The organism is Rhodospirillales bacterium, from assembly GCA_016699855.1.
Taxonomy (GTDB): domain Bacteria; phylum Pseudomonadota; class Alphaproteobacteria; order Reyranellales; family Reyranellaceae.
In genome coordinates this window covers 3,841,038-3,862,938 of record CP064988.1, presented here as the reverse complement: position 1 = coordinate 3,862,938, position 21,901 = coordinate 3,841,038, and the positions used below count along the sequence as shown (strand labels likewise).

Here is a 21,901-nt window from a genome sequence, read left to right as displayed (position 1 = left end):
CGTCGCGGGCGCGAGGCCTGTTGACCTGGGTCAACGAATCGGCCGCCACGGGCACGCCGACGCCGGAACTTGACCGGCGGGGTGCCCTGGCCTTGATCGCGGTCAAGATCCGTGATGGCCGCCGGAAGACCGCGGGTTGATTCGGATCAATGATGGCGCCGCGGGCCGCGCACATGCTGGCGTGGGTGGACGACCGCCCCGGAGGCCCCATGAGACCGACCGACGCGCCGCTGCTGCGCCGTTCCCCGCTCTTCGCCCGGATGACCGACGCGCACATCTCCGGTCTGCTGCTGGGGACGTTCGCGCAGACGCTCCCCAAGGGAACGACGCTGTGCGTGCAGGACGAGCGGCCGGAGTTCCTGCACATCGTCATGGACGGCCGCGTCGGCTTGTTCGCGGACAACAAGGAAGGACAGCGGACGGTGGTCGAGTTCTTCGGGTGCGGCGACGCCTTCATCGCGCCCGCCGCGATGCTGGACGCGCCCTACCTCATGACCGCGACGTTGATCGCCGATTCGCGGATCCTGATGTGGCCCGCCGGGCCGTTCCGGGCCGCCCTGAAAAGCGACCCGGATCTGTCCTACGGGATGTCGATGCTGCTGGCGGGGTACTGGCGGTCGCTGGTCGGCCAGATCAAGGATCTCAAGCTCCACACCGCGGTCCAGCGCGTCGCGGGCTTCCTCGTCAAGCTATCGCCGCGCGAGCACGGCCCCGTCACGGTGCGCCTGCCCGAAGGCCGCAACCTGATCGCCGCGCGCGTCGGCATCAGCCCGGAATGCTTCTCGCGGGCCTACGCGGTCCTAAAGCACCACGGCGTCTCCGGCGGCGGACGCGACGTGACCATCGACGACCCGCAGCGGCTCCGCGACCTCGCGGGCGGCGGCTGGCCGACGCTCCCCGCGCCGGCCGCCGCGGCCGCGACGCGGAGGCCGCCGGTGAACGTGGAGGCGCGCGCGACCTGACGGCGAGGTCTCGACGGCGGCGGTAGATACGACGCCGTAGGCCTCCCGCACCGCGGCCGTCGGGCTTACGCCATCCTTGGCGGCGGGGCGCCGCGCCTCGTCAAGCCGCGCCATGCCGACGCTGAACGCTGAAGAACGCGCTTCGTTCGCCGATCATCTCGGTGGCACCGCAGCTAGGCCAGCCGAGGGCGGCGTCGCGCCACCGACGAGAGATGGATTGGCGTCGGAATAAATCCCCGAGAGGCGACTTCGCCCGTCATATGCTATTGATATGATTGTATTTTCTGGCGACTGGCTGGGGCGCCTGGATTCGAACCAGGGGATGGCGGAATCAAAATCCGCTGCCTTACCGCTTGGCTACGCCCCAGCGTCGCGCCGCCCGTCCGGCGGGCGCCGGACTGGTACTCCAACCGGCCGCGCGCCTCAAGTCCGCCGCCTCACGCCCCGCCGGCGTCGATTTCGCCCGCCGCCAGGCGGCGGCTCTCGCGCGCGTAGCGCACCAGCGCCGCGAAGCGGTACAGGCCGTGCACGAACTTGCCGTAGGGCATGGTCAGGAACAGCGCGAACACGACGCCGAGATGCAACGCCAGCAGCGACGCCATGGCCGGCGTCGCGCGCAGCAGCAGCAGCGCCAGCCCGGTGGCGCTGGTCAGGAACAGCATCGCCAGGAACGCCACGTCCATGCCCAGCCGCGGCGGATCGCGCAGCGCCGGATCACGCGTCATCTTGGCCTTGAGCAATCCGACGGGCCCGATCAGGAGCCCGACGCCGCCCAGCGCGCCGAGCACGACCGGCAGGTCGTACCAAGGGTACGGGGCCACGCGGCCGAGGACGTAGTGGTAGAGCGTCGCCACCGAGGTCGAGGCGAAGCACAGCAGGAAGCCGTAGAAGGTCAGGTGGTGGTAGAGCCTCCGGTTGTCTGTCGGCCGCTCGTCGTCGTTGACGCAGCCGACGCCGCCGCCGTCGAGATAGCGCAGCCGGCCGGCATCGCGCATCGCCTGCCACAGCGAGACCGGCTCCGCGAGCGTCGCCGCCGGTTCGCCGATATCGCGCCAGAAATTGCGCAGACCCATCAGGGACGCGACGACGGCGTAGAGGAACGCCGCGCCGAACAGCGCCGCCATCGCGTTGTGCGGCATCAGCCGGTAGAACGCGCCCGGCCCGGTGTGGCTGGCGAACAGGACGGCGGGATCGTGCCACGCCGCGAAGCCGGCGATGAAGCCCGCCACGCTCAACGCCGCGATCGCCGCGATGGCGAGGCCATTGCGCCGGAACAGGCCGGAGAACGCCGCCGGCCAGGCGTAGCGCTCGTAGGATTCGGCGCGCAGCGCCGCCAGCGTCACCGGCACGTTCACGTCGAACTCGTGCGGCGGCGAGAACTGGCAGTCGCTGAAGCAGGCGCCGCAGCCATGGCAGAGATTGGCGAGGTAGTTGAGATCGCCGTCCGGGAAGGCGCGCCGCATCTCCATCGCCGGGAACACGGCGCAGAGGCCTTCGCAGTACCGGCAGGAGTTGCAGACCGTCATCAGACGATCCGCCTCCTCCAGGAGCCTAGTTGCGTGCATTGCCGGCGGCCTCCCGTCCCGCGATGCGGCCGAAGACGCTGCCGATCGTCATGCCGATGCCGGCGGCGTAGCCCTTGCCGAGGACGTTGCCGGCCATGATCTCGCCGGCGGCGAACATGTTGGCCGAGGGCCGGCCGTCCTCCATCAGCATGCGCGCGCGCTCGTTCACGCGGGTGCCGAGATAGGTGAAGGTGATGCCCGGGCGCACGGGATAGGCGTAGAACGGCGCCGTCTCGATGCGCCGCGCCCAGTGCGTCTTGGCCGGCGTCAGCCCCTCGGTGCGGCAGTCGTCGAGGATCGTGTGGTCGAACGTGCCGGGCCGCACGGCGGCGTTGAACGCCGCGACCGTGCCCTCGAGCGCCGCCGGATCGAGGCCGAGCTTGCCGGCAAGCGCGCCGATGCTCGGCGCCTCGATGGCGGGATAGAGCGAGGGCATGAACATGGTCAGCGATTTCGCGTCGAACACGATGTAGGCGATCTGATCTGGCTGGCCGGCGACCAGCCGGCCCCAGATGGCGTAGCGCTTCGGCCAGAAATCCTCGCCCTCGTCGTAGAAGCGCTCGGCGTCGCGGTTGACGACGATGCCGAACACCACGCAGTCCAGCCGCGTGATGATGCCGCCGTCGTACTTCGGAGCGCGCGCGTCGATCGCCACCGCGTGGCACTGGGTCGGATCGCCGACGCGCCGCACGCCGGCGGCGAGCAGCATCTTGAGGATCGTGCCCTTGTTGTTGCGCGTGCCCCGGATCAGGAAGTTATCCGCGGCGTCGCCCCAGTACTCCTTCAGCCACTCGATGTTGGACTCGAAGCCGCCGGCGGCGGCGACCAGCGCGCCGGCCCGCACCGTGGCGTCGGCGCCGTCGCGGCGCAGGGTGGCCGACAGGAACATGCCGTCGGCGATGTCCATCGACACCACCTCGGCCTCGTAGAGGATGTCGACGCCCAGCCGCTCGGCCGTCAGGTACAGCGCGTTGAGCATGGCGCGCCCGCCGCCGAGGAAGAACGAGTTGGTGCGGCCGAGGCTCAGGGTGCCGCCCAGCGACGGCTGGAAGCGCACGCCCTGCTCGACGATCCAGTCCAGCATCTCCTTGGATTCATGGATCATCATGCGGGCGAGCTTCTCGTCGGTCTCGCCGCCGGTGACGCGCAGCAGGTCGTCGAAGAACTCCTCCTCGGTGTAGGGCCCCGACAAAGTGGCCGTCGCCGCGTCGTGGGCGCAACGCATGTTGCGGGTGTGGCGCGTGTTGCCGCCGCGCCAGAACTTCGTCGCCGCCTCCAGCACCAGCACCGAGGCGCCGGCCCGGCGCGCGCTGATCGCCGCGCACAGCGCGGCGTTGCCGCCGCCGATCACCAGCACGTCGTACTTGCGCGTCAGATCGACCATCATGCTCCCCGACCCGCGGGGAGCGCCGCGGCCGCTCCGTGGATACGGCCGCGGGCCGCGATGTTCAAGCACCGCCGGTGGCGCGGTAGCGTGGCGCGCAATGCGGACATGCTCGCGGGGTGGCGCGGTTGGCGGGCGCGGGCGGCGCGCGCTAGCATCGGCCTCCACTCTCCCCCCTGCCCCGGCGACGCGTTCAGCGCGGCCGGCGGCGCGACTCCCGCGAGGACACCCATGAACGCCATGACCGACGCCGATCCGGCGCTGATGAAATTCGGCGTCGGCCAGCCCGTGCCGCGCACCGAGGACCCCACCCTGCTGCGCGGCGAGGGGCGCTACACCGACGACGTCAACCTGCCGGGCCAGGCCCACGCCGTGATGGTGCGCAGCCGGCACGCGCACGGCGTCCTGCGCGGCATCGACTCCGTGGAGGCGCTGGGCATGCCGGGGGTGCTCGCCGTCTACACGGCGGCCGATCTCGAGGCCGCCGGGTTCGGCACGCTGAAATGCCCCGTGAACATCCCCAACCGCGACGGCACGCCGATGAAGACCCCGGTGCGGCCGCCGCTGGCCAAGGGCCACGTGCGCTTCGTCGGCGAGGCGGTGGCGGTCGTCGTCGCCGAGACGCAGATCCAGGCCAAGGACGCCGCCGAGGCCGTCGTCCTCGACGTCGAGGAGCTGCCGGCGGTGACCACGCCCGACGCGGCGCTGGCACCGGACGCGCCGCGGATCCACCCCGAGGCGCCGGGCAATCTGGTGCTCGACTTCCACTACGGTGACGCCGCGGCGGTGGCGGCCGCGTTCGCCAAGGCCGCGCACGTGACGCGGCTGGCGATCGACAGCAACCGGATCGTGGTCAACGCCATGGAACCGCGCTCAGCCATCGGCGCATACGACGCCGCCAGCGGCCGCTGGACGCTGCATGTCGGCTGCCAGGGCGCGTTCGGCATGCGCGCGACCATCGCCAAGGAGATCCTCGGCGTCGCGCCCGACAAGGTGCGCGTGCTGACCGGCAACGTCGGCGGCTCGTTCGGCATGAAGGCGCCGGCCTATCCCGAGTATCCGCCGCTGCTGCTGGCGGCGAAGCTGCTGGGCCGGCCGGTGAAGTGGACGGACGAACGCTCGGAGAGCTTCCTGTCCGACCACCACGGCCGCGACCACCAGCGCGTGGCGGAACTCGCGCTCGACGCCGACGGGCGCTTCCTCGCCGTGCGCCTGACCGGCACCAGCAACGCCGGCGCGTTCATCTATCCGCCGGTGCCGGCGACGGCCAACGCGGTGAAGAACATCGTCGACGTCTACCGCACGCCGGTGATCGAGGTGAACACCAAGGTGGCGTTCACCAACACGACGCCGATCGCGGCCTACCGCGGCGCCGGGCGCCCGGAGGGCAACTACTTCATGGAGCGCCTGATCGACACGGCGGCGCGCGAGACCGGCATCGACCGCGTCGAGCTGCGGCGGCGCAACCACATCGCGCCGGAGGCGATGCCGTACAAGGCGCCGTCGGGCATGCTCTACGACAGCGGCGAGTTCCGCGCCGTGCTCGACAAGGCGCTGGCGGCGGCCGACTGGGACGGCTTCGACAAGCGCCGCGCCGAGAGCGAGGCGCGGGGCATGTTGCGCGGCCGCGGCATCGGCAGCTACCTCGAGGTGACCGCCCCGCCGGGCAAGGAGATGGGCGGGCTGCGCTTCGAGGCAGACGGCAAGGTCACGATGATCAGCGGCACTTTGGACTACGGCCAGGGCCACGCCGCGCCCTTCGCGCAGGTGCTGGTCGACAAGCTAGGCATCCCGTTCGACCGCTTCCGGCTGGTGCAGGGCGACAGCGACGAGTTGAAGGCCGGCGGCGGCACGGGCGGCTCGCGCTCGATGATCGTCGCCGGACAGGCGTTCCTCGAGGCCGGCGACCTGGTGATCGAGAAGGGGAGGAAGGCCGCCGCGCATCTGCTGGAGGCCGCCTTCGCCGATATCGAGTTCGCGCGCGGCCGCTTCCGCATCGCCGGCACGGACCGGAGCATCGGCCTGCTGGAGGTGGCGCAACGCCTGCGCCAGGCCGCCAAGCTGCCGGACGACGTGCCCTCGTCGCTCGACGTCGGCCACGTCTCCGACACGCCGCCCTCGGCGTTCCCAAACGGCTGCCACGTCGCCGAGGTCGAGATCGATCCCGACACCGGCGCCGTCACGGTGGCGCGCTACGTCATGGTCAACGATTTCGGCACGGTCGTGAATCCGCCGCTGGTCGAAGGCCAGAGCCACGGCGGCGTCGTGCAGGGCATCGGCCAGGCGCTGATGGAGCGGACGGTGTACGACGAGCAAGGCCAGCCGCTGGCCGGCTCGTACATGGATTACGCCATGCCGCGGGCCTCCGATTCCCCGTCCTTCACGGTGATCAGCCACCCCGTGCCGGCCAAGACCAACACGCTGGGCGTCAAGGGCTGCGGCGAGGCGGGCTGCGCCGGCGCGCTGCCGTCGGTGATGAACGCCATCGTCGACGCGCTGTCGGCGCGCGGCGTCGCGCACATCGACATGCCGGCGACCCCGGAGAAGGTCTGGCGCGCGCTCAATCCGTGAGAGGGATGCGGCGTGGCCGGATAGAGGCAAGTTGCCGGACCACCTCTTCTGTCATCCCGAGCGCAGCGAGGGATCCAGGGTCGACACCTGGATCCCTCGCTGCGCTCGGGATGGCAGAGAAGGCTCGCTCCGGCTCCGCCTTACGCCGCGTCCAGCTTCGGGTGGGCGGTGTGCCAGCCGGCTGCCTGCTCGTAGGCGTGGGCGACGCGGTAGACCGTGGCCTCCTCGAAGGCGTGGCCGACGATCTGCATGGCCAGCGGTAGCCCCGCCCGCGAGAAGCCGGTCGGAACCGAGATCGCGGGATGGCCGGTGACGTTGAACACCTGCCGCGCCTGGCGCGGATAGGTGCGCGCGACGGCGGCGGGATCTTCGATGGCGCAGGGCGGCTCCATGGCCGAGGCGGCGACCACCGCGTCGAGCCCCTCCATCGCCGCCGTCATCCCCGCCACCGCGCGCTGGCGCGCGCGCAGCGCCTGCAGGTAGTCGACCGAGCGGTAGAACGCGCCGGCCAGCAGCCGCTCGCGGGTCAGCGCGCCATAGGCCTCCGGCTTCTCGCTCAACCACTTCTCGTGGATCGCGAAGGCCTCGGCCGAGAGGATCAGGCGGTTGATCGCGAGGTAATGGTCGAGCGGCTCGACCTCGATCTCGCGGATCTCGGCCCCGAGGCCGGCCAGCGTCTCGACGGCCTTCTCGATGGCCGCGGCCATCTCCGGATCGGCGATCAGATCGCGGGCGTGGAAGTGCCGGATGATCCCGATGCGCATGCCCTTCACGCCGCGGTCGAGATCGGCGGCGTAGTCGACGGCCGGCGTCCGCGCCGACCCGATATCGGCGGGGTCATGGCCGGCCAGCAGGTTCAGCAGCATGGCGTTGTCGCGCACGGTCCGCGTCATCGGCCCGACATGGTCGAGGCTGAAGGCCAGCGGCACGACGCCGGCGCGCGACACCAGCCCGTAGGTCGGCTTCATGCCGACGATGGCGCAGGCCGAGGCGGGGTTGCGCACGGAGCCGCCCGTGTCGGTGCCCAGCGCGAACGGCAGCAGCCCGGCGGCCAGCGCCGCGCCCGAGCCGGACGACGAGCCTCCGGGGTGGTGGTCGCGGTTCCACGGGTTGCGGGCGGGCGGGAACGGCAGGTCGAAGATCGGTCCGCCGATGGCGAATTCATGCGTCGCGAGCTTGCCGAGGAACACGGCGCCGGCGGCCTCGATCCGCGACGTGACGTGCGCGTGCGCCGACGCGACGTTGTCGAGCAGCACCGCGCTGTGGGCCGTGGTCGGCAGCCCGGCGAAATCGATGATGTCCTTCAGCCCGTAGGGCACGCCGTGCCACGGACCGCGCCAACCGCCGGCCGCGATCTCGGCCTCGGCGCGGCGCGCGGCCGCCATCGCGTGCTCGCCACAGACGCGGATGAAGGCGTCGATCCTGGGATTCAGCCGGGCGATGCGGTCCAGCAGCGCCGTGGCGTACTCCACCGGCGACAGCTTGCGCGCGCGCAGCAGCCCGGACGCCTCCGCGACGGTCAACCAGGCGAGCTCGGTCATCGGCCGTTCCCCCGGCCGCCAGCGTCGCGCGGCGGCATGCGGAACACGTGCGCCGGCTCGTCGGCCGGCGGGAAGGCGCGCGGGACGGTGGCGACGTGCCTCTCCGCCGCCGCCATGGCGCGGCCGAACTCCGCCAGCTGCGTGTCCGTCAAACGGTCGAGCCCCAGTTCCCGCGCGCGCCGGCGCAATGCCGCGAGATCGTCCATGGCGGTCGCTCCTCTGCCCTCGCGACGAGCGTAGTCGGCCCGGCGCGTCCGGTCCAACCGATCCGGCCGCATGGCGGTACCGGCGAAAATCGCGCTTTGCCGGGACCGCCGGCCCGGACCATCCTCGCGCCCTCAACCGAGGGAGACACGACATGGCCACGACCGCGCGCGAGATCGACACCGGCACCACCCAGCTGCTCTGCGCGGTGCGCGAGGGCGTCGCGACGATCACGCTGAACCGGCCGGAAGCCCGCAACACCATGTCGACCGAGCTGACGCCGGCGTTGCGCCGGATGATCAAGGAGATGGGCGAGGACGACTCGGTCGGCGCCATCGTGGTCACCGGCGCCGGCAAGGCGTTCTGCGCCGGCGGCGACGTCAAGGGCATGGGCGAGAACCGCAGGACCACGATGACGCCCGAGGAGCGCGTGGTCGACCTGAAGTGGCGGCAGCAGGCGCTGACCGGCGCGCTGCTTGCGGTGCCGAAGCCGACCATCGCCGCCCTGCCCGGCCCGGCCGTCGGCGCCGGCTTCGCGCTGGCGCTGGCCGCCGACGTCCGCATCGCGGCGCGCTCGGCCTTCGTCGGCACCGGCTACGCCCGCGTCGGCCTGTCCGGCGACTACGGCATCGCCTGGCTGCTGACGCGCCAGGTCGGCACCGGCAAGGCGCGCGAGCTGATGTTCACCAACGCCCGCGTCGAGGCCGCCGAGGCCGAGCGGCTGGGCATCGTCAACCGCGTGGTCGACGACGCGGCGCTGGCCGACGCCGCCTTCGCGATGGCGCGCGACATGGCGGCGGGCCCGCGGATCGCGCTGCGCTCCATGAAGGAGAACCTCGACCTCGCGGAGCGCGCCGGCTACGTCGAGGCCGCCGACCGGGAGGCCGAGCTGATGATCGCCGGCTCGCAGACCGAGGACCACAAGGAGGCGGTGCGCGCCTTCGTCGAGAAGCGCGCGCCCGTCTTCGCCGGCCGCTAGCTCGGCGGCGCGATGCCGCGCAGGACCTCGGCCGGCACGAAGGTGGCGTCGGCGTAGAGCAGCGCGCTGGCGTCGGCGTCGAGCGCCACGTCGACGATGCGGCCGACCACGATGGTGTGCGTGCCGGCGACCATCGTGTCGGTGGTCTCGCACGCGAACGTCACGGGGCAGCCGGCCAGCGCCGGCACGTCGCCCATCATCGCGCGCCACTCGCCGAGCCCTTCGAAGCGGGCATCGCCCTCGACGCCGTCCATGCCGGCGAAGCGCTCGGCGATGCGGCGGTGGGCCGGCGCCAGCACGTTGACGCAGAATCTGCGGCTGGCGACGATGAGCGGATGCGCGCTGGCGTCGCGGTTGACGCAGACCAGAAGCTGCGGCGGCGCGGCCGACACCGAGCACACCGCCGTCGCGGTCAATCCACCGCGCTCCGCGCCGTGCCGCGTCGTGATCAGGCACACGCTGGCCGCGAGGTGGCGCATGCCTTTCTTGAAGGCGCCGGCGTCGATGGTCATGGGATGCGGGTTCCGCGTGGTTGCCGAGCCCGAAAGTGGCCCGGACGCCGCGTCGACGCAAGCGCCGGAGGCGCATGCCGCCGATGCCGGCGGGCGGCGCGGCGCCATGGCGGTTGAATCGCCGCCGCGCGCGGGCCACAAGGGCGCCATGGACGCCCCCTCCCCCGTCGCGCGGCTCGCCGGCGCCACGACGCGCCGCTGCCGCGAGGAGCTGCTGGCGGCGCGCCGGGCGGCGCTCGAGACGCGCGATCCGGAGGGAATCCACCGCGCCCGCGTGGCGCTTCGGCGGCTGCGCGCGGCATGCGGTCTGTTCGCGGCCGCCGAGGATACGGCCGGCGCGGCGGCGTTGCCGGCCGCCGACATCGCGGTGCTGCGCGCGTTGCGCGGCGACGCGCGGTTCCTCGCCGATTCGTGCGGGCCGACGCGCGATCTCGACGTGTTCATCGCCGGCGCGATGGCCCAGGCCGCGGCCGGATTGGCGGCGGTGCCCGGCATCGACGACTCCCTCCGCGCCTGGCGCGCCACGGCCCTGCGGCTGCGGCGGACCCGCCACGACTCGGCGCGCCGCGCGCTGGCCGGCGACGTGTTCGCGGCGTTCGACACGCGGCTCGCGACGACGCTACCGGCGCCCGAGGGCGTCGACGACGCGACGGCCGACGCCGCGCGGAACTTCGCCCGCCGGGCGCTCGACAGGCTCCACCGGAAGGCGCGGAAGGCCGGCCGCAAGCTGCGCGCGCTCGACGCCGACGGGCGCCACGCGCTGCGCTTGAGGGTGAAGAAGCTGCGCTACGCGGCGACGTTCTTCGCCGGACTCTTTGACCCGGCCGCCGCGCGTCCCTATATCGAGGCGGCCGCCGGGCTGCAGGACGCGCTGGGTCTGGCCAACGACCGCGCCGTCGCCACGCGGGTCGCGGCGGATATCCGGGCGGCCGCCCGGCCGAAGGGCCGGCTGGACCGGATCGGCGGCGCGATCGAGGGCTGGCTGGCGGCGCGGGACGCCGATCCCGCCCGCGCCGATGGCGAGGAGAAGGCGCTGCGCCGGGCGTGGAAGCGATTCGAGGCCGCACCCCTGTTCTGGCGTGTCAAGGCGGCGGCGCGCGGCGCCGCCGGAGACGGAGAGTGGACATGACGGATAGACCCCCGGCGCCCGAGGAGCGCATCCCCGTCTCGGTGCTGACCGGCTTCCTCGGCAGCGGCAAGACGACGGTGCTGCGCGAGCTGCTGAAGCGGCCGGAGATGGGCGACACCGCCGTCATCATCAACGAGTTCGGGGAGATCGGGCTCGACCACCAGCTGGTCGAGAACTCGAGCGAGGAGGGCATGGTCACGCTGAACAGCGGCTGCCTGTGCTGCACCGTGCGCGGCGACCTCGTCCGCACCATGAGCGAGCTGTACCTCAAGCGCGCCCGCGGCGAGGTCACGCCGTTCAAGCGGATGGTGGTCGAGACCACCGGCCTGGCCGATCCGGCGCCCATCCTGCACACGCTGATGACCGACCCGCTGCTGGCGACGCGCTACCGCATGGACGGCGTCGTGGTCACGGTCGACGCCGTCAACGGCGGCGGCACGCTCGACAACCACGAGGAGGCGGTCAAGCAGGCCGCCGTCGCCGACCGCCTGCTGCTGACCAAGACCGACATCGCCAGCGCCGAGCAGATCGACACGGTCCGCACCCGGCTGCACGTGCTGAATCCCGGCGCGCCGCTGCTGCCCGTCCGGCACGGCGACGTGACGCCGGCGGACGTGATGAACGCCGGTCTCTACAATCCCGAGACCAAGACCGCTGACGTCAAGCGCTGGCTGCGCGAAGAGGCGTACCTCGGCGAGCACGACCACGGGCACGGACACGGGCACCACCATCACGAGCATGGCCACGACCACGGCCACAAGCACGGCCACAGCGCCAAGGGCGCCACCGGGTCGCCGGACTCGCCGTTCGACGGACTCGACGCCGCCGGCTACGCGGCGCAGGATCCGCACGACGTCAACCGCCACGACGACCGCATCCGCTCGTTCTGCGTGGTGTTCGACAAGCCGATGCAATGGGCCACCGTCGCGGCGGCGTTCGACGCGCTGGTGACCTACCGCGGCCCCGATCTGCTGCGCATCAAGGGCATCCTCAACGTCGTCGACAGCGACAAGCCGGTGGTGGTGCACGGCGTGCAGCACGTGTTCCATCCGCCGGCGGTGCTGGAGAAGTGGCCGGACGACGACCGCCGCACGCGCATCGTCTTCATCACCCGCGACATCCCCGAGGCGACGATCCGCAAGGTCTTCGTGTCGTTCATCGAGAGCGCGGAGAAATGGGGCGACACGGGCGCCCCCACCGGCCGTTGACGGGCGGCCTCCTCCGCCGCGCCGGCGGAGCGGCGCGATGACGGGCGCGCGTTTCCCCCTCTGGCGCGTGGTGCCGCCGGTGGCGCTGCTGGTCGCCGTCGTGGCGTTCGCCACCGCCGGCAGCCTCCACCTGCCGGCGCCGCTGGCGGTCGCCTGGCCGCCGCTCGAGCTGGCGGTGCTGACCGGCGCCGTGTTCGCGGCCGTGCACCACGCCGACGTCATCGCCCACCGCACCGGCGAACCCTACGGCACGCTGGTGCTGACCGTCGCGGTCACGGTGATCGAGGTGTCGCTGATCGTCTCGATCATGCTGGCGGGCGACGGCAGCCCGACGCTGGCGCGCGACACCGTGTTCGCCGTCGTCATGCTGGTGTGCAACGGCCTGGTCGGCCTCTGCCTCGTGTTCGGCGGCCTGAAATACGGCGAGCAGGGCTTCCGCGTGACCGGCGCCAGCGCCTATCTGGTGGTGCTGATGCCGCTGGCGACGTTGACGCTGATCCTGCCGAGCCACACCACCAGCGCGCCCGGCCCGTTCTACACCGCGCCCCAGGTGCTGTTCATCGGCGCCGCGACGCTGGCGCTGTACGGCGTGTTCCTCTACGTGCAGACCGTGCGCCACCGCGACTACTTCCTGTCGGACGCGGCGAAGGCGCCGGCCGGCGCCGAGCACCCGCCGCCGACCGCCGGCGCGGTGTGGGAAAGCGCGGGCCTGCTGCTGATGTCGCTGACCGCCGTCGTGCTGCTGGCCAAGAGCTTCGCCGACTCGGTCAAGACGGCGGTCGCCGCGCTGGGCGCGCCGGTCGCGGTCATCGGCCTGCTGGTGGCGCTGCTGGTGCTGCTGCCGGAGACGCTGGCGGCGCTGCGCGCGGCGCGGCGCGACGAGCTGCAGAAGAGCCTGAACCTGGCGCTGGGCTCGTCGCTGGCGACGATCGGGCTGACGATCCCCGCGGTCGCGGCGCTGTCGGTGATCGTCGACCGGCCCCTGGCGCTCGGCCTGGAGGCCATCGACGCCATCCTGCTGGCGCTGACCTTCGGCGTCAGCCTCGTCACCTTCGGCGCCGGGCGCACGAACATCCTGCCGGGGTTCGTGCACCTCGTGCTGTTCGCGACCTTCGTCTTCCTCGTCTTCGCGCCGTAGCGCGCCGTTCAGCCGGCGCGCAGGAACGGCTTGTTGCCGCACACCGTCACGCGGTGGCCGTAGCGGCGGTGCGGGTGGTAGTCGAACATCGCGTGGTGCTGGGCGCAGCGGTTGTCCCAGAACGCCACCGAGTTGGGCTGCCACTTGAAGCGGCACTGGAACTCCGGCGTCTCGATATGGCGGTAGAGCATCTCCAGCAGCGCGTCGCTCTCGTTGCGGCGCAGCTGCGGGATGCGCAGGGTGAAGCCGCGATTGACGTACAGGCCTTGCGGCCGGTCACGGGATGCGTGCGCACCACGGGATGCTCGGCGTTGGGGAACTTGATGTCGTCGCGGTCCGTCGCCTTGACGCGGTAGTAGTGCGCCTTGGAGCTGTCGTGGGTCGCCGTCAGCCCCTCGACGAACTGGCGCATCGCCGGCGACAGCGCCTCGTAGGCCGCGTACATGTTGGCGAACAGCGTGTCGCCGCCGACCGGCGGCACCGTCGTCAGGTGCAGGATCGAGCCCATCGGCGGCTCGACGTCGCAGCTCACGTCGGAGTGCCACTCCTCGCCCGCGACGTGCTTCGACTTCTCATCGGCCTTGATGACCAGGATCTCGGGGTGTTCCGGGATCTCGATCGGCGCGTTGGGATGGACGTGCAGCTTGCCGAAGCGCCGTCCGAACTCCTTGTGCTGCTCGATCGTCATGGTCTGGTCGCGGAAGAACACGACGAGGTTGTCCATCAGCGCGTCGTGCACCTCCTGGAACTGCTGGTTGCCCAGCGGCTTGGAGAGGTCGACGCCGCCGATCTCGGCGCCGATCACCGGCGTCAGCTTGCGCACTTCGATCGTCTGGTAGGCCATCGCGCGTCTCCGTTCCCGTGTCCGTCCGCCGCGTTTCCGGCGGCCGTGGACGCATCATACGCGGCGACGGGCGCGCGACCGCCTGCGGAGTCGACGTTTTCCGTATTACGGAATATCGTTTCCGGCGGAAGGAGGCCGCCATGCCGCTCGCGTCACCCATCGCCATCGAGCCGGTGCGCCGGGCCTTCGCGGTGCTGGCGGCGCTGAACGGCCGCCGCGCCAGCACGCTGACCGAGCTGAGCACCGAGACCGGCCTGCCCAAGCCGACGCTGTCGCGCCTGCTGGAGACCCTGGTCGCCCTGGGGTACGCCGCGCAGGTGTCGCGACGGCTGGGCTACCGCGTGACCGACAGGGTGCTGACCCTGTCGGGCGGCATCCGCTTCGTCGACCATCTGGTCGACGTGGCCGCGCCGCTGATGCGCAAGTTCACGCGCGACCATGGCTGGCCTTTGTATCTCGGCACCATCAGCCACGGCGCCATGGTCATCCGGTACAGCACCGCGCCCGAGAGTCCGATGTCGTTCGAGGCCGCCGGCTACAACCAGCGCGCCGCGCCGCTCGCCAGCGCGATCGGCCGCGCCTATCTCGCGTTCTGTCCGGAGGAGGAGCGCGCCGCCATCCTGCGCGAGATCGGCGCCACCGGCCGCGACGCGCGCACCGGCGTCCGCCAGGAGGCCGCGCTCGATGCCGCGTTCCAGCGCATCCGGCGGGACGGCTACGCCGTCACAGTGCCGGCGCGGCCCAGCCGCCTGAACGGCATCGCCGTGCCGATCCAGCACGGCGGCCACGTGCTGGGCTGCGTGTCGCTGCGCTATCCCAAGTCGGTGATGACCGAGGCCGACGCCACCAGGCGGTACGTGCCGCCGCTGGCGGCGCTGGCACGCGCCGCCGCCGCGCGCGCGTTCAAGACCGACGTCGGCTGAGTCGGCGGCCTACGGCGCCGTGCGGACGCGCGCCACGGCGGCCTTCCAGCCGGCGTAGCGGCGGTCGCGGGCGGCCGCATCCTCCGACGGCGTGAAGGCGCGGTCCAGCTTCCAGCTCGCGGCGATGGCGGCGAGCGAAGGGAACAGCCCGGCCTGCAGTCCGGCGAGGAACGCGGCGCCCAGCGCCGTGGTCTCCGTCACCACCGGGCGCTCGACGGGCGCGCCCAGCGTGTCGGCCAGCCGCGCCATCAGCGGATCGTTGGCCACCATGCCGCCATCGACGCGCAGCGCGGCGATCGCGGCGCCGTCGGCCCGCATGGCCTCGACCAGGTCGCGGGTCTGGTAGCAGACGGAATCGAGCGTCGCGGCGGCGATCTCGGCCGGGCCGGTGTCGCGTGTCAGGCCCAGCAGCGCGCCGCGCGCGTCCGCGTCCCAGTACGGCGCCCCCAACCCGACGAAGGCCGGCACCATGTGGACGCCGTGGTCGGGCCGCGCCGAGTGCGCGAGCGCCTCGATCTCGGACGAGCGCGCGATCAGCTTGAGGCCGTCGCGCAACCACTGCACGGCGGCGCCGGCGACGAAGATGCTGCCCTCCAGCGCGTAGGTCGCGACGCCGTCGAGCCGGTAGGCGACCGTCGTCAGCAGCCGGTGCCGCGAGGCCACCGCCGTCGCGCCGGTGTTGAGCAGCGCGAAGCAGCCCGTGCCATAGGTGCTCTTGACCATGCCCGGCTCGAGGCAGGCCTGGCCGACGGTGGCGGCCTGCTGGTCGCCGGCCATGCCGAGCACGGGAATCGGCGCGCCGAACAACGCGGCGTCGGTGGCGCCGAACGTGCCGGCGCAGTCCACCACCGCCGGCAGCACCGCCATCGGCACGTTCAGGGCGCGCGCGAGCTCCGGATCCCAGACCTGCCGGTGGATGTCGAACAACATGGTGCGGCTGGCGTTGGTGGCGTCGCTGGCGTGGCGGCGTCCACCGGTCAGACGCCACAGCAGGAACGACTCGATCGTGCCGAACGCCAGCTCGCCCCGCTCCGCCCGCGCTCGCGCGCCGGCGACGCTGTCGAGGATCCACGCCACCTTGGTGCCGGAAAAATAGGGATCGAGCAGCAGGCCGGTGCGGGCGGCGACATCCGCCTCGAGGCCCGCCGCGCGCAGATCGGCGCAGCGGTCCGCCGTGCGGCGGTCCTGCCAGACGATGGCGTTGTGGATCGGCGCGCCGGTCGCACGGTCCCACACGACGGTGGTCTCGCGCTGGTTGGTGATGCCGATGCCGGCGATGGCGCGCGGCTCGACGCCGGCCTTGGCGATGGCGCCGCGGCAGACCTCGACCGTGGCGCGCCATATCTCGTCGGCGTCGTGCTCGACCCAGCCCGGCCGCGGGAAGATCTGAGGCAGCTCCTTCTGCGCGGTGGCGAGCGGACGCGCGGCGGCGTCGAAAACGATGGCGCGCGTGCTGGTGGTGCCCTGGTCGATGGCGAGGATGTGTCGGGCGGCCATGGCGTGCGTGTCCCAGCGTTGTCGTCGCGGCGTCAGCGCGGCGTGTCGTCGTTGCGTCGGCGGGCGGCCATCCAGGCGGCGAACGCCTCGCGTTCGGCCGGCGTCATGTGCAGCCCCTCCTTGGTGCGCCGCCACAGCACGTCGCCGGGCTCGCGCGCCCACTCCTCGCGCATCAGATAGTCGACCTCGATCTCGTACAGGTCGCCGCCAAAATGCCGCCCCAGCGACGCGACCTCCGACGCCTCGCCGAGCACCTCCTCGCAGCCCGTGCCGTGGCGACGCGCGAGGCGATACAGGTAGACCTCCGGCAGGCCGAGGTAGCGCTGGTAGAGGCCCTCGACGAAGGCCTCGAAGTCGGACCGCGCCATCTCGCCGTCGGCCAGCGGCTCGAACGCGGTCCAAGGCCCGCCCATGCCGGGCAGATAGGGCCGCAGATCCTCGAGCGCGTGTTCCGCCAGCCGCCGGTAGGTCGTGATCTTGCCGCCGAACACGCTGAGCAGCGGCGCCTTGCCGTCGCCGGCGTCGGTCTCCAGCACGTAGTCGCGGGTGACGGCCGAGGGATCGTCGCTGCCGTCGTCGAACAACGGCCGCACGCCGGCGTACGACCAGACCACGTCGGATGGCGCGATCCGGCGCGCCATGTAGTGGTTGGAGAGGTCGCACAGATACGCCGTCTCCTCGGCCGAGATCGCCGCCGCGCCGGCCGCGTCGTCGTCGTCGAGCGCGATGTCGGTGGTGCCGATCAGCGAGAAGTCGCGCTCGTAGGGGATCACGAAAACGATCCGGTCGTCCTTGTTCTGGAGGATGAACGCGTGGTCGCCGTCGTGGAGCCTGGGCACGACGATGTGGCTGCCCTTGACCAGGCGCACGCGCTTGCGGGTCTCGACGCCGTCGACGACGTGCAGCAGCGACTTGACCCACGGCCCGCCGGCGTTGACCAGCGCCTTCGCCCTCAGCGTCAGGCGCCGCGCGGTACCGGCCTCCTCGAGGTCGACCTCCCATAGCGGCGCGCCGCCGGCGGCGGCCACGCGGCGGGCGGCGACGCAGCGGTGGCGCGCGTAGATGTCGGCGCCGCGGTTGCGCGCCGATTTGAGGTTGCCGATGACCAGACGCGCGTCGTCGACCCAGCCGTCGGAGTAGACGAATCCATGGTCGAACTCCGGCTTGAGGCCGGCGCCGTAGGGGCTGCGCCCCAGCCGTACGCTCTCGGTCTTCGGCAGGCGCATGCGCGGGTTCAGGTGGTCGTAGATGAACAGCCCGATGCGCAGCATCCACCGCGGCCGCAGATGCGGCTCGTGCGGCAGCACGAAGCGCAGCGGCCAGGAGATGTGCGGCATCTTCGCCAGCAGCACCTCGCGCTCCATCAGCGACTCGCGCACGAGGCGGAATTCGTAGCGCTCGAGGTAGCGCAGGCCGCCGTGGATCAGCTTGCTGGACGACGAGGAGGTCGCCGACGCGAAATCGTTGGCCTCGCACAGCCCGACGCGCAGGCCGCGGCCGGTCGCGTCGCAGGCGATGCCGGCGCCGTTGACGCCGCCGCCGATCACGAACAGGTCGAGCGGACGCTTGTCCTCCGGAGGTTCCATGGCGGCGATCCTACGCCGCGGCCGCCGACGGGGGGAGGCCTGACGCGCGCCGCGCCATCAGCGGTCGATCTCCACGAACAGCGGGAAGTGGTCGGAGGCCGGCGTCGACTCGTCGATCCAGGCGCGCCGCACCGCGCCGGCCAGATCGTGGGTGACGAAGCAATGGTCGATGCGGCCCTCGCCGGGGAAGCTCTCCGGCCCCTCGGCGTTGCCGGCGGCCACCCAGGCGTCGACCAGGTCGTCGACCGTGGCGACGCGGCCGAAGATCGGGCTGATCTCGCCGGCCAGCATGGGGTACTCGGGATCGGTCGAGGTGAAGTTGAAGTCGCCCATCACGACGGCCGATTCCGGCACCGGCCGCGCCTCCTCGTCGAACACGAACATGTCCGAGGCGCGGTGGTCCCAGGCGCCGCCGCGGCGGGCCGCGCCGCGCACGAGGTCGAGGATCGCCGCGACCTGCGGCCGGCGCATCCGCGTGGCGACGTGCGAGAGGTGGGCGCTGTGGACGCGCAACGCGCCCGACGGCGCGGCGACCAGCGCCTCGACCACGCCGCGCTGCAGGTCGAACTGCGCCGGCAGCGCCGTCTTGGGCAACAGGTGACCGCGCGCCTCCAGGATCGGCCAGCGCGACACCAGGGCGTTGCCGAAGGTGCGCCGCCGGTTGACGATCCGGCCGTCGGCATCGACCGAGCTGGAATCGGCGTCGAACGCGCCATGGAAGAAGAAGTAGCGGTTCAGCCGTTCGGCGATCTCGGCCGCCTGGTCGGCGAAGGCGTTGAGGGCCCAGCCCTGCACGACCTCCTGCAGGCAGATCACGTCGGCGGCCGCGACCACGTCGGCGATACGCGCCACGTCGTAGCGGTTGTCGCGGCCGAGGCCGTAGTGGATGTTGTAGGAGGCGAACAGCATGGCGCCGTCTTACCGCGCCGACGCGCCGGTGTCGCGTCAGGCCGCGCCGATGCGCCGCCCGGTCGCGGCGTCGAACAGGTGGAGCTGGCCGGATTCGACGGCGAAGGAGCGCTTCTCGCCGGGCGCGGCGCGCACGTGGCCCGGCAGCCGCACGGTGACGAGCCCGTCGGCGCCGGCGAAGCGGCCGTGCAGCAGCGTGTCGGCGCCCAGCGGCTCGGCCATCTCGACCGTCAGCGCCAGCGCCGCGCCGGCGCCGCCGTGCGGCGTCAGGTGCTCGGGCCGGATGCCGACGCTGACGGCTTGGCCCGCCTCGACGCCGGCGGCCGCCGACGCCATCAGCGGCAGCGTGGCGCCGGCCACCTCGGCGGCGCGCCGGTCGGTGGCGATCCGGCCGGGTAGCAAATTCATCGACGGCGAGCCGATGAAGCCCCGACATAGGCGGTCGCCGGCGTCTCGTAGACGTCCATCGGCGTGCCGATCTGCTCGGCGCGGCCGGCGTTCATCACCACCAGGCGGTCGGCCAGCGTCATCGCCTCGACCTGGTCGTGGGTCACGTAGACGCTGGTGGTGCCGAGGTCCCGCTGCAGGCGCTTGATCTCCAGCCGCATCTGCACGCGCAGCTTGGCGTCGAGGTTGCTGAGCGGCTCGTCGAACAGGAACACCGCGGGCTGGCGCACGATGGCGCGGCCCATGGCGACGCGCTGGCGCTGACCGCCGGAGAGCTGGCGCGGCTTGCGCTGGAGCAGCGCCGACAGCTCGAGGATGCCGGCCGCCTTCTGGACGCGCTTCTCGATCTCGTCCTTCGCGAACCCGCGGATCTTCAACCCGAACGCCATGTTCTGGTACACGGACATGTGCGGATAGAGCGCGTAGTTCTGGAACACCATCGCGATGTCGCGGTCCTTGGGCTCCAGGTTGGTCACGACGCGGTCGCCGATCGCGATCTCGCCGCCGGTGGTGCGCTCGAGTCCGGCGACCATGCGCAGCAGGGTCGACTTGCCGCAGCCCGACGGACCGACGATGACGACGAACTCGCCGTCGGCGATCTCCATGTCGACGCCGTGGATGACGTCGACCTTGCCGTCGTAAGACTTCTTGACGCCGCGCAGGCTCACGCCGGCCATGTCACTTCTCCGTCTCGACGAGGCCGCGCACGAACTGGCGCTGCATGAGCACGACGACCAGCACCGGCGGCAGCATCGCGAGCATGCCGACCGTCATGATCAGGTTCCACTGGGGCACGCCGTCCACCGCGTTGGCCTGGCGCGAGAGCGTCATGATCACGGTGTAGAACTCCTCCTTGGTCGTCACCAGCAGCGGCCACAGGTACTGGTTCCAGCCGTAGATGAACTGGATGACGAACAGGGCGGCGATGCTGGTGCGGCTCATCGGCACCAGGATGTCGATGAAGAAGCGCACCGGTCCGGCGCCGTCGACCCGGGCCGCCTCGGTCAGCTCGTCGGGCACGCTCATGAAGAACTGCCGGAACAGGAAAGTGGCGGTGGCCGACGCGATGAGCGGGACGATCAGGCCGCCGTAGGTGTTCAGCATCCCGAAATTGGCGACCACCGTGTAGGTCGGCACGATGCGCACCTCGATCGGCAGCATCAGCGTGATGAAGATCATCCAGAACGCCGTCATCCGCAGCGGAAAGCGGAAATAGACGATGGCGTAGGCCGCGATCAGCGAGATCGCGATCTTCCCGGCGCACACGCCCAGCGCCATGATCAGGCTGTTGAGCAGGACGCGCCACAGCGGCGTGCGCGAGGCCTGCGCGAAGCCCTCGGTCAGCACCGCCATGTAGTTCTCGATCATGTGCGGGCCGGGCAGCAGCGGGATCGGGGCCCGCAGCATGGTGGCGCTGTCGTGGGTCGTGGCCACGAAGGTGACCCAGACCGGGAACGCGATCACGGCGACGCCGAGGATCAGCACGGCGTGCGCCACGAAGGTGAGGAAGGGGCGGTTCTCGACCATGGCGCGCCTCAGTAGTGGACCCGCCGCTCGATGTAGCGGAACTGCACCACGGTGAGCGTGACGACGATCATCATCAGGATCGTCGACTGGGCGGCCGAGCCGCTGAAATCCTGGCCGCGGAAGCCGTCCTTGTAGACCTTGAAGACGCGGATCTCCGTGGCCTGGGCGGGACCGCCCTGGGTCAGCGCGTCGACCACGCCGAACGTGCCGAAGAAGGCGTAGATGATGTTCACGACCAGCAGGAAGAAGCCGGTCGGCGACAGCAGCGGGAACACGATGGTCCAGAAGCGCCGCGACGGGCCGGCGCCGTCGATCGCGGCGGCCTCGATCAGCGACTTGGGGATCGACTGCAGACCGGCGAGGAAGAAGATGAAATTGTAGCTGATCTGGTTCCAGCAGGCCGCGAAGACCACCAGCATCAGCGCCTGGTCGCCGTTGGTCTGGTGGTTCCACGGGATGCCGGCGCGCTCCAGCCACCACGCCAGGATGCCGACCCGGGGGTTGAACAGGAAGCCGAACAGCACGCCGGCGACGGCGGGCGCCACGGCGTAGGGCCAGATCAGGAAGGTCTTGTAGGTCGTGGCGCCGCGCAGCGTGCGGTCGGCCATGACCGCGAGCAGCAGCGAGAACGCCAGGCCGATCACCGCGACCAGGGCGCTGAACACCAGCGTCAGGCGCGCCGAGTGCCAGTAGCCGGGATCGGCGAACAACTTGTTGAAGTGGCGGAAGCAGCGGCTCCAGGCGTCCGCGCCGAGCGGATCGCCCGGCAACGCGGCGCACAGGAACTGGGTGTTGCCGCCGAACGCGTCCTCGAGCAGGAACGACTGCCAGACGGTCTGCGCCGACGGCCAGATGAAGAACGCTATCGTGACGATGATCTGCGGCGCCAGCAGCAGATACGGCAGCAGCCGGCCGTCGAAGGTGACGCGCTTTTCCATCGCCGGACCGTCCGCCCTTCCCCCGCGGCGCGAAGGC

17 protein-coding genes, 1 tRNA gene and 2 pseudogenes are annotated in these 21,901 nt (G+C 71.6%); 7 read left to right on the top strand and 13 right to left on the bottom strand.

What is annotated here, in order from left to right; all coding sequences use genetic code 11:
- Positions 1-209: 209 nt before the first annotated feature.
- Entirely contained in the window at positions 210-962 is a 753-nt protein-coding gene (locus IPK81_18215) for a cyclic nucleotide-binding domain-containing protein (GenBank protein QQS11490.1), read from the top strand.
- A gap of 292 nt (positions 963-1,254) precedes the next feature.
- Here IPK81_18215 and IPK81_18210 read toward each other — a convergent pair.
- From IPK81_18210 to tcuA, 3 genes are all read right to left on the bottom strand, one after another.
- A tRNA-Gln gene (locus IPK81_18210) sits at positions 1,255-1,329 on the bottom strand.
- A gap of 70 nt (positions 1,330-1,399) precedes the next feature.
- Positions 1,400-2,527, bottom strand: coding sequence for a tricarballylate utilization 4Fe-4S protein TcuB (tcuB, locus tag IPK81_18205; GenBank protein ID QQS11489.1), 1,128 nt, complete (start codon positions 2,525-2,527; stop codon positions 1,400-1,402).
- A complete protein-coding gene (tcuA, locus tag IPK81_18200) occupies positions 2,514-3,911 on the bottom strand; it encodes an FAD-dependent tricarballylate dehydrogenase TcuA (GenBank protein ID QQS11488.1) in 1,398 nt (465 codons plus the stop codon). Before tcuA ends, tcuB begins: the two co-directional genes overlap by 14 nt.
- A gap of 231 nt (positions 3,912-4,142) precedes the next feature.
- Here tcuA and IPK81_18195 point away from each other — a divergent pair, with 231 nt between their 5' ends.
- The gene (locus tag IPK81_18195) at positions 4,143-6,482 is read left to right on the top strand and encodes a xanthine dehydrogenase family protein molybdopterin-binding subunit (protein QQS11487.1); all 2,340 of its coding nucleotides are present in this window, start codon (positions 4,143-4,145) and stop codon (positions 6,480-6,482) included.
- A 140-nt stretch (positions 6,483-6,622) separates the two neighbouring features.
- Here the strand turns inward: IPK81_18195 and IPK81_18190 are convergent, their stop codons facing one another.
- Together IPK81_18190 and IPK81_18185 are read right to left on the bottom strand one after the other, a co-directional pair.
- Positions 6,623-8,023 (bottom strand): amidase, encoded by a 1,401-nt coding sequence (locus IPK81_18190; protein ID QQS11486.1) that lies wholly within the window; start codon positions 8,021-8,023, stop codon positions 6,623-6,625.
- Complete coding sequence (locus IPK81_18185; GenBank protein ID QQS11485.1) at positions 8,020-8,229, bottom strand: hypothetical protein; 210 nt, start codon at positions 8,227-8,229, stop codon at positions 8,020-8,022. The genes IPK81_18190 and IPK81_18185 overlap by 4 nt, the downstream gene beginning before the upstream one ends.
- 152 nt (positions 8,230-8,381) lie before the next feature.
- Here IPK81_18185 and IPK81_18180 point away from each other — a divergent pair, with 152 nt between their 5' ends.
- Positions 8,382-9,206 (top strand): enoyl-CoA hydratase/isomerase family protein, encoded by an 825-nt coding sequence (locus IPK81_18180; protein QQS11484.1) that lies wholly within the window; start codon positions 8,382-8,384, stop codon positions 9,204-9,206.
- On the opposite strand, the gene IPK81_18175 is transcribed toward IPK81_18180, so the two are convergent.
- Complete coding sequence (locus IPK81_18175) at positions 9,203-9,718, bottom strand: flavin reductase family protein (protein ID QQS11483.1); 516 nt, start codon at positions 9,716-9,718, stop codon at positions 9,203-9,205. The two genes, IPK81_18180 and IPK81_18175, sit on opposite strands and share 4 nt — an antisense overlap.
- A 148-nt stretch (positions 9,719-9,866) precedes the next feature.
- Between IPK81_18175 and IPK81_18170 the strand changes: the two genes are divergently transcribed.
- From IPK81_18170 to IPK81_18160, 3 genes are read left to right on the top strand one after another with little or no spacing between them, the layout of a single operon-like run.
- A complete protein-coding gene (locus IPK81_18170) occupies positions 9,867-10,847 on the top strand; it encodes a CHAD domain-containing protein (GenBank protein QQS11482.1) in 981 nt (326 codons plus the stop codon).
- Positions 10,844-12,055, top strand: a complete 1,212-nt coding sequence (locus IPK81_18165) for a GTP-binding protein (GenBank protein ID QQS11481.1) — start codon at positions 10,844-10,846, stop codon at positions 12,053-12,055. Before IPK81_18170 ends, IPK81_18165 begins: the two co-directional genes overlap by 4 nt.
- 37 nt (positions 12,056-12,092) lie before the next feature.
- Positions 12,093-13,193 (top strand): ionic transporter y4hA, encoded by a 1,101-nt coding sequence (locus tag IPK81_18160; GenBank protein ID QQS11480.1) that lies wholly within the window; start codon positions 12,093-12,095, stop codon positions 13,191-13,193.
- 8 nt (positions 13,194-13,201) lie between these two features.
- Here IPK81_18160 and IPK81_18155 read toward each other — a convergent pair.
- Positions 13,202-14,037 (bottom strand): annotated as a pseudogene (locus IPK81_18155) (TauD/TfdA family dioxygenase).
- A 140-nt stretch (positions 14,038-14,177) separates the two neighbouring features.
- Between IPK81_18155 and IPK81_18150 the strand changes: the two are divergent.
- Positions 14,178-14,960: a helix-turn-helix domain-containing protein gene (locus tag IPK81_18150; GenBank protein ID QQS11479.1), complete on the top strand. Its 783-nt coding sequence runs from the start codon at positions 14,178-14,180 to the stop codon at positions 14,958-14,960.
- Between the two features lie 9 nt (positions 14,961-14,969).
- On the opposite strand, the gene glpK is transcribed toward IPK81_18150, so the two are convergent.
- The 6 genes and pseudogenes from glpK to ugpA all read right to left on the bottom strand — a co-directional run bounded on the left by glpK (position 14,970) and on the right by ugpA (position 21,864).
- Positions 14,970-16,457, bottom strand: coding sequence for a glycerol kinase GlpK (glpK, locus tag IPK81_18145; GenBank protein ID QQS11478.1), 1,488 nt, complete (start codon positions 16,455-16,457; stop codon positions 14,970-14,972).
- A gap of 32 nt (positions 16,458-16,489) precedes the next feature.
- Entirely contained in the window at positions 16,490-18,043 is a 1,554-nt protein-coding gene (gene glpD, locus IPK81_18140) for a glycerol-3-phosphate dehydrogenase (GenBank protein QQS11477.1), read from the bottom strand.
- 57 nt (positions 18,044-18,100) lie between these two features.
- Positions 18,101-18,952: an endonuclease/exonuclease/phosphatase family protein gene (locus tag IPK81_18135; GenBank protein ID QQS11476.1), complete on the bottom strand. Its 852-nt coding sequence runs from the start codon at positions 18,950-18,952 to the stop codon at positions 18,101-18,103.
- Positions 18,953-18,988: 36 nt separating this feature from the next.
- A pseudogene (locus tag IPK81_18130) lies at positions 18,989-20,076 on the bottom strand (sn-glycerol-3-phosphate import ATP-binding protein UgpC).
- Position 20,077: 1 nt separating this feature from the next.
- Positions 20,078-20,926: a sn-glycerol-3-phosphate ABC transporter permease UgpE gene (gene ugpE / locus IPK81_18125; protein QQS11475.1), complete on the bottom strand. Its 849-nt coding sequence runs from the start codon at positions 20,924-20,926 to the stop codon at positions 20,078-20,080.
- A gap of 8 nt (positions 20,927-20,934) precedes the next feature.
- Positions 20,935-21,864: a sn-glycerol-3-phosphate ABC transporter permease UgpA gene (ugpA, locus tag IPK81_18120; protein ID QQS11474.1), complete on the bottom strand. Its 930-nt coding sequence runs from the start codon at positions 21,862-21,864 to the stop codon at positions 20,935-20,937.
- Between the last annotated feature and the right edge of the window lie 37 nt (positions 21,865-21,901).

Coding starts and splice junctions, on each gene's coding strand:
- IPK81_18150 (QQS11479.1), top strand. CDS start 14,178: ATGCCGCTCGCGTCACCCATCGCCATCGAGCCGGTGCGCCGGGCCTTC.
- tcuB (QQS11489.1), bottom strand. CDS start 2,527: ATGCACGCAACTAGGCTCCTGGAGGAGGCGGATCGTCTGATGACGGTC.
- IPK81_18175 (QQS11483.1), bottom strand. CDS start 9,718: ATGACCATCGACGCCGGCGCCTTCAAGAAAGGCATGCGCCACCTCGCG.
- glpK (QQS11478.1), bottom strand. CDS start 16,457: ATGGCCGCCCGACACATCCTCGCCATCGACCAGGGCACCACCAGCACG.
- IPK81_18180 (QQS11484.1), top strand. CDS start 8,382: ATGGCCACGACCGCGCGCGAGATCGACACCGGCACCACCCAGCTGCTC.
- tcuA (QQS11488.1), bottom strand. CDS start 3,911: ATGGTCGATCTGACGCGCAAGTACGACGTGCTGGTGATCGGCGGCGGC.
- ugpE (QQS11475.1), bottom strand. CDS start 20,926: ATGGTCGAGAACCGCCCCTTCCTCACCTTCGTGGCGCACGCCGTGCTG.
- IPK81_18135 (QQS11476.1), bottom strand. CDS start 18,952: ATGCTGTTCGCCTCCTACAACATCCACTACGGCCTCGGCCGCGACAAC.
- IPK81_18170 (QQS11482.1), top strand. CDS start 9,867: ATGGACGCCCCCTCCCCCGTCGCGCGGCTCGCCGGCGCCACGACGCGC.
- IPK81_18190 (QQS11486.1), bottom strand. CDS start 8,023: ATGACCGAGCTCGCCTGGTTGACCGTCGCGGAGGCGTCCGGGCTGCTG.
- IPK81_18215 (QQS11490.1), top strand. CDS start 210: ATGAGACCGACCGACGCGCCGCTGCTGCGCCGTTCCCCGCTCTTCGCC.
- IPK81_18160 (QQS11480.1), top strand. CDS start 12,093: ATGACGGGCGCGCGTTTCCCCCTCTGGCGCGTGGTGCCGCCGGTGGCG.
- ugpA (QQS11474.1), bottom strand. CDS start 21,864: ATGGAAAAGCGCGTCACCTTCGACGGCCGGCTGCTGCCGTATCTGCTG.
- IPK81_18165 (QQS11481.1), top strand. CDS start 10,844: ATGACGGATAGACCCCCGGCGCCCGAGGAGCGCATCCCCGTCTCGGTG.
- glpD (QQS11477.1), bottom strand. CDS start 18,043: ATGGAACCTCCGGAGGACAAGCGTCCGCTCGACCTGTTCGTGATCGGC.
- IPK81_18195 (QQS11487.1), top strand. CDS start 4,143: ATGAACGCCATGACCGACGCCGATCCGGCGCTGATGAAATTCGGCGTC.
- IPK81_18185 (QQS11485.1), bottom strand. CDS start 8,229: ATGGACGATCTCGCGGCATTGCGCCGGCGCGCGCGGGAACTGGGGCTC.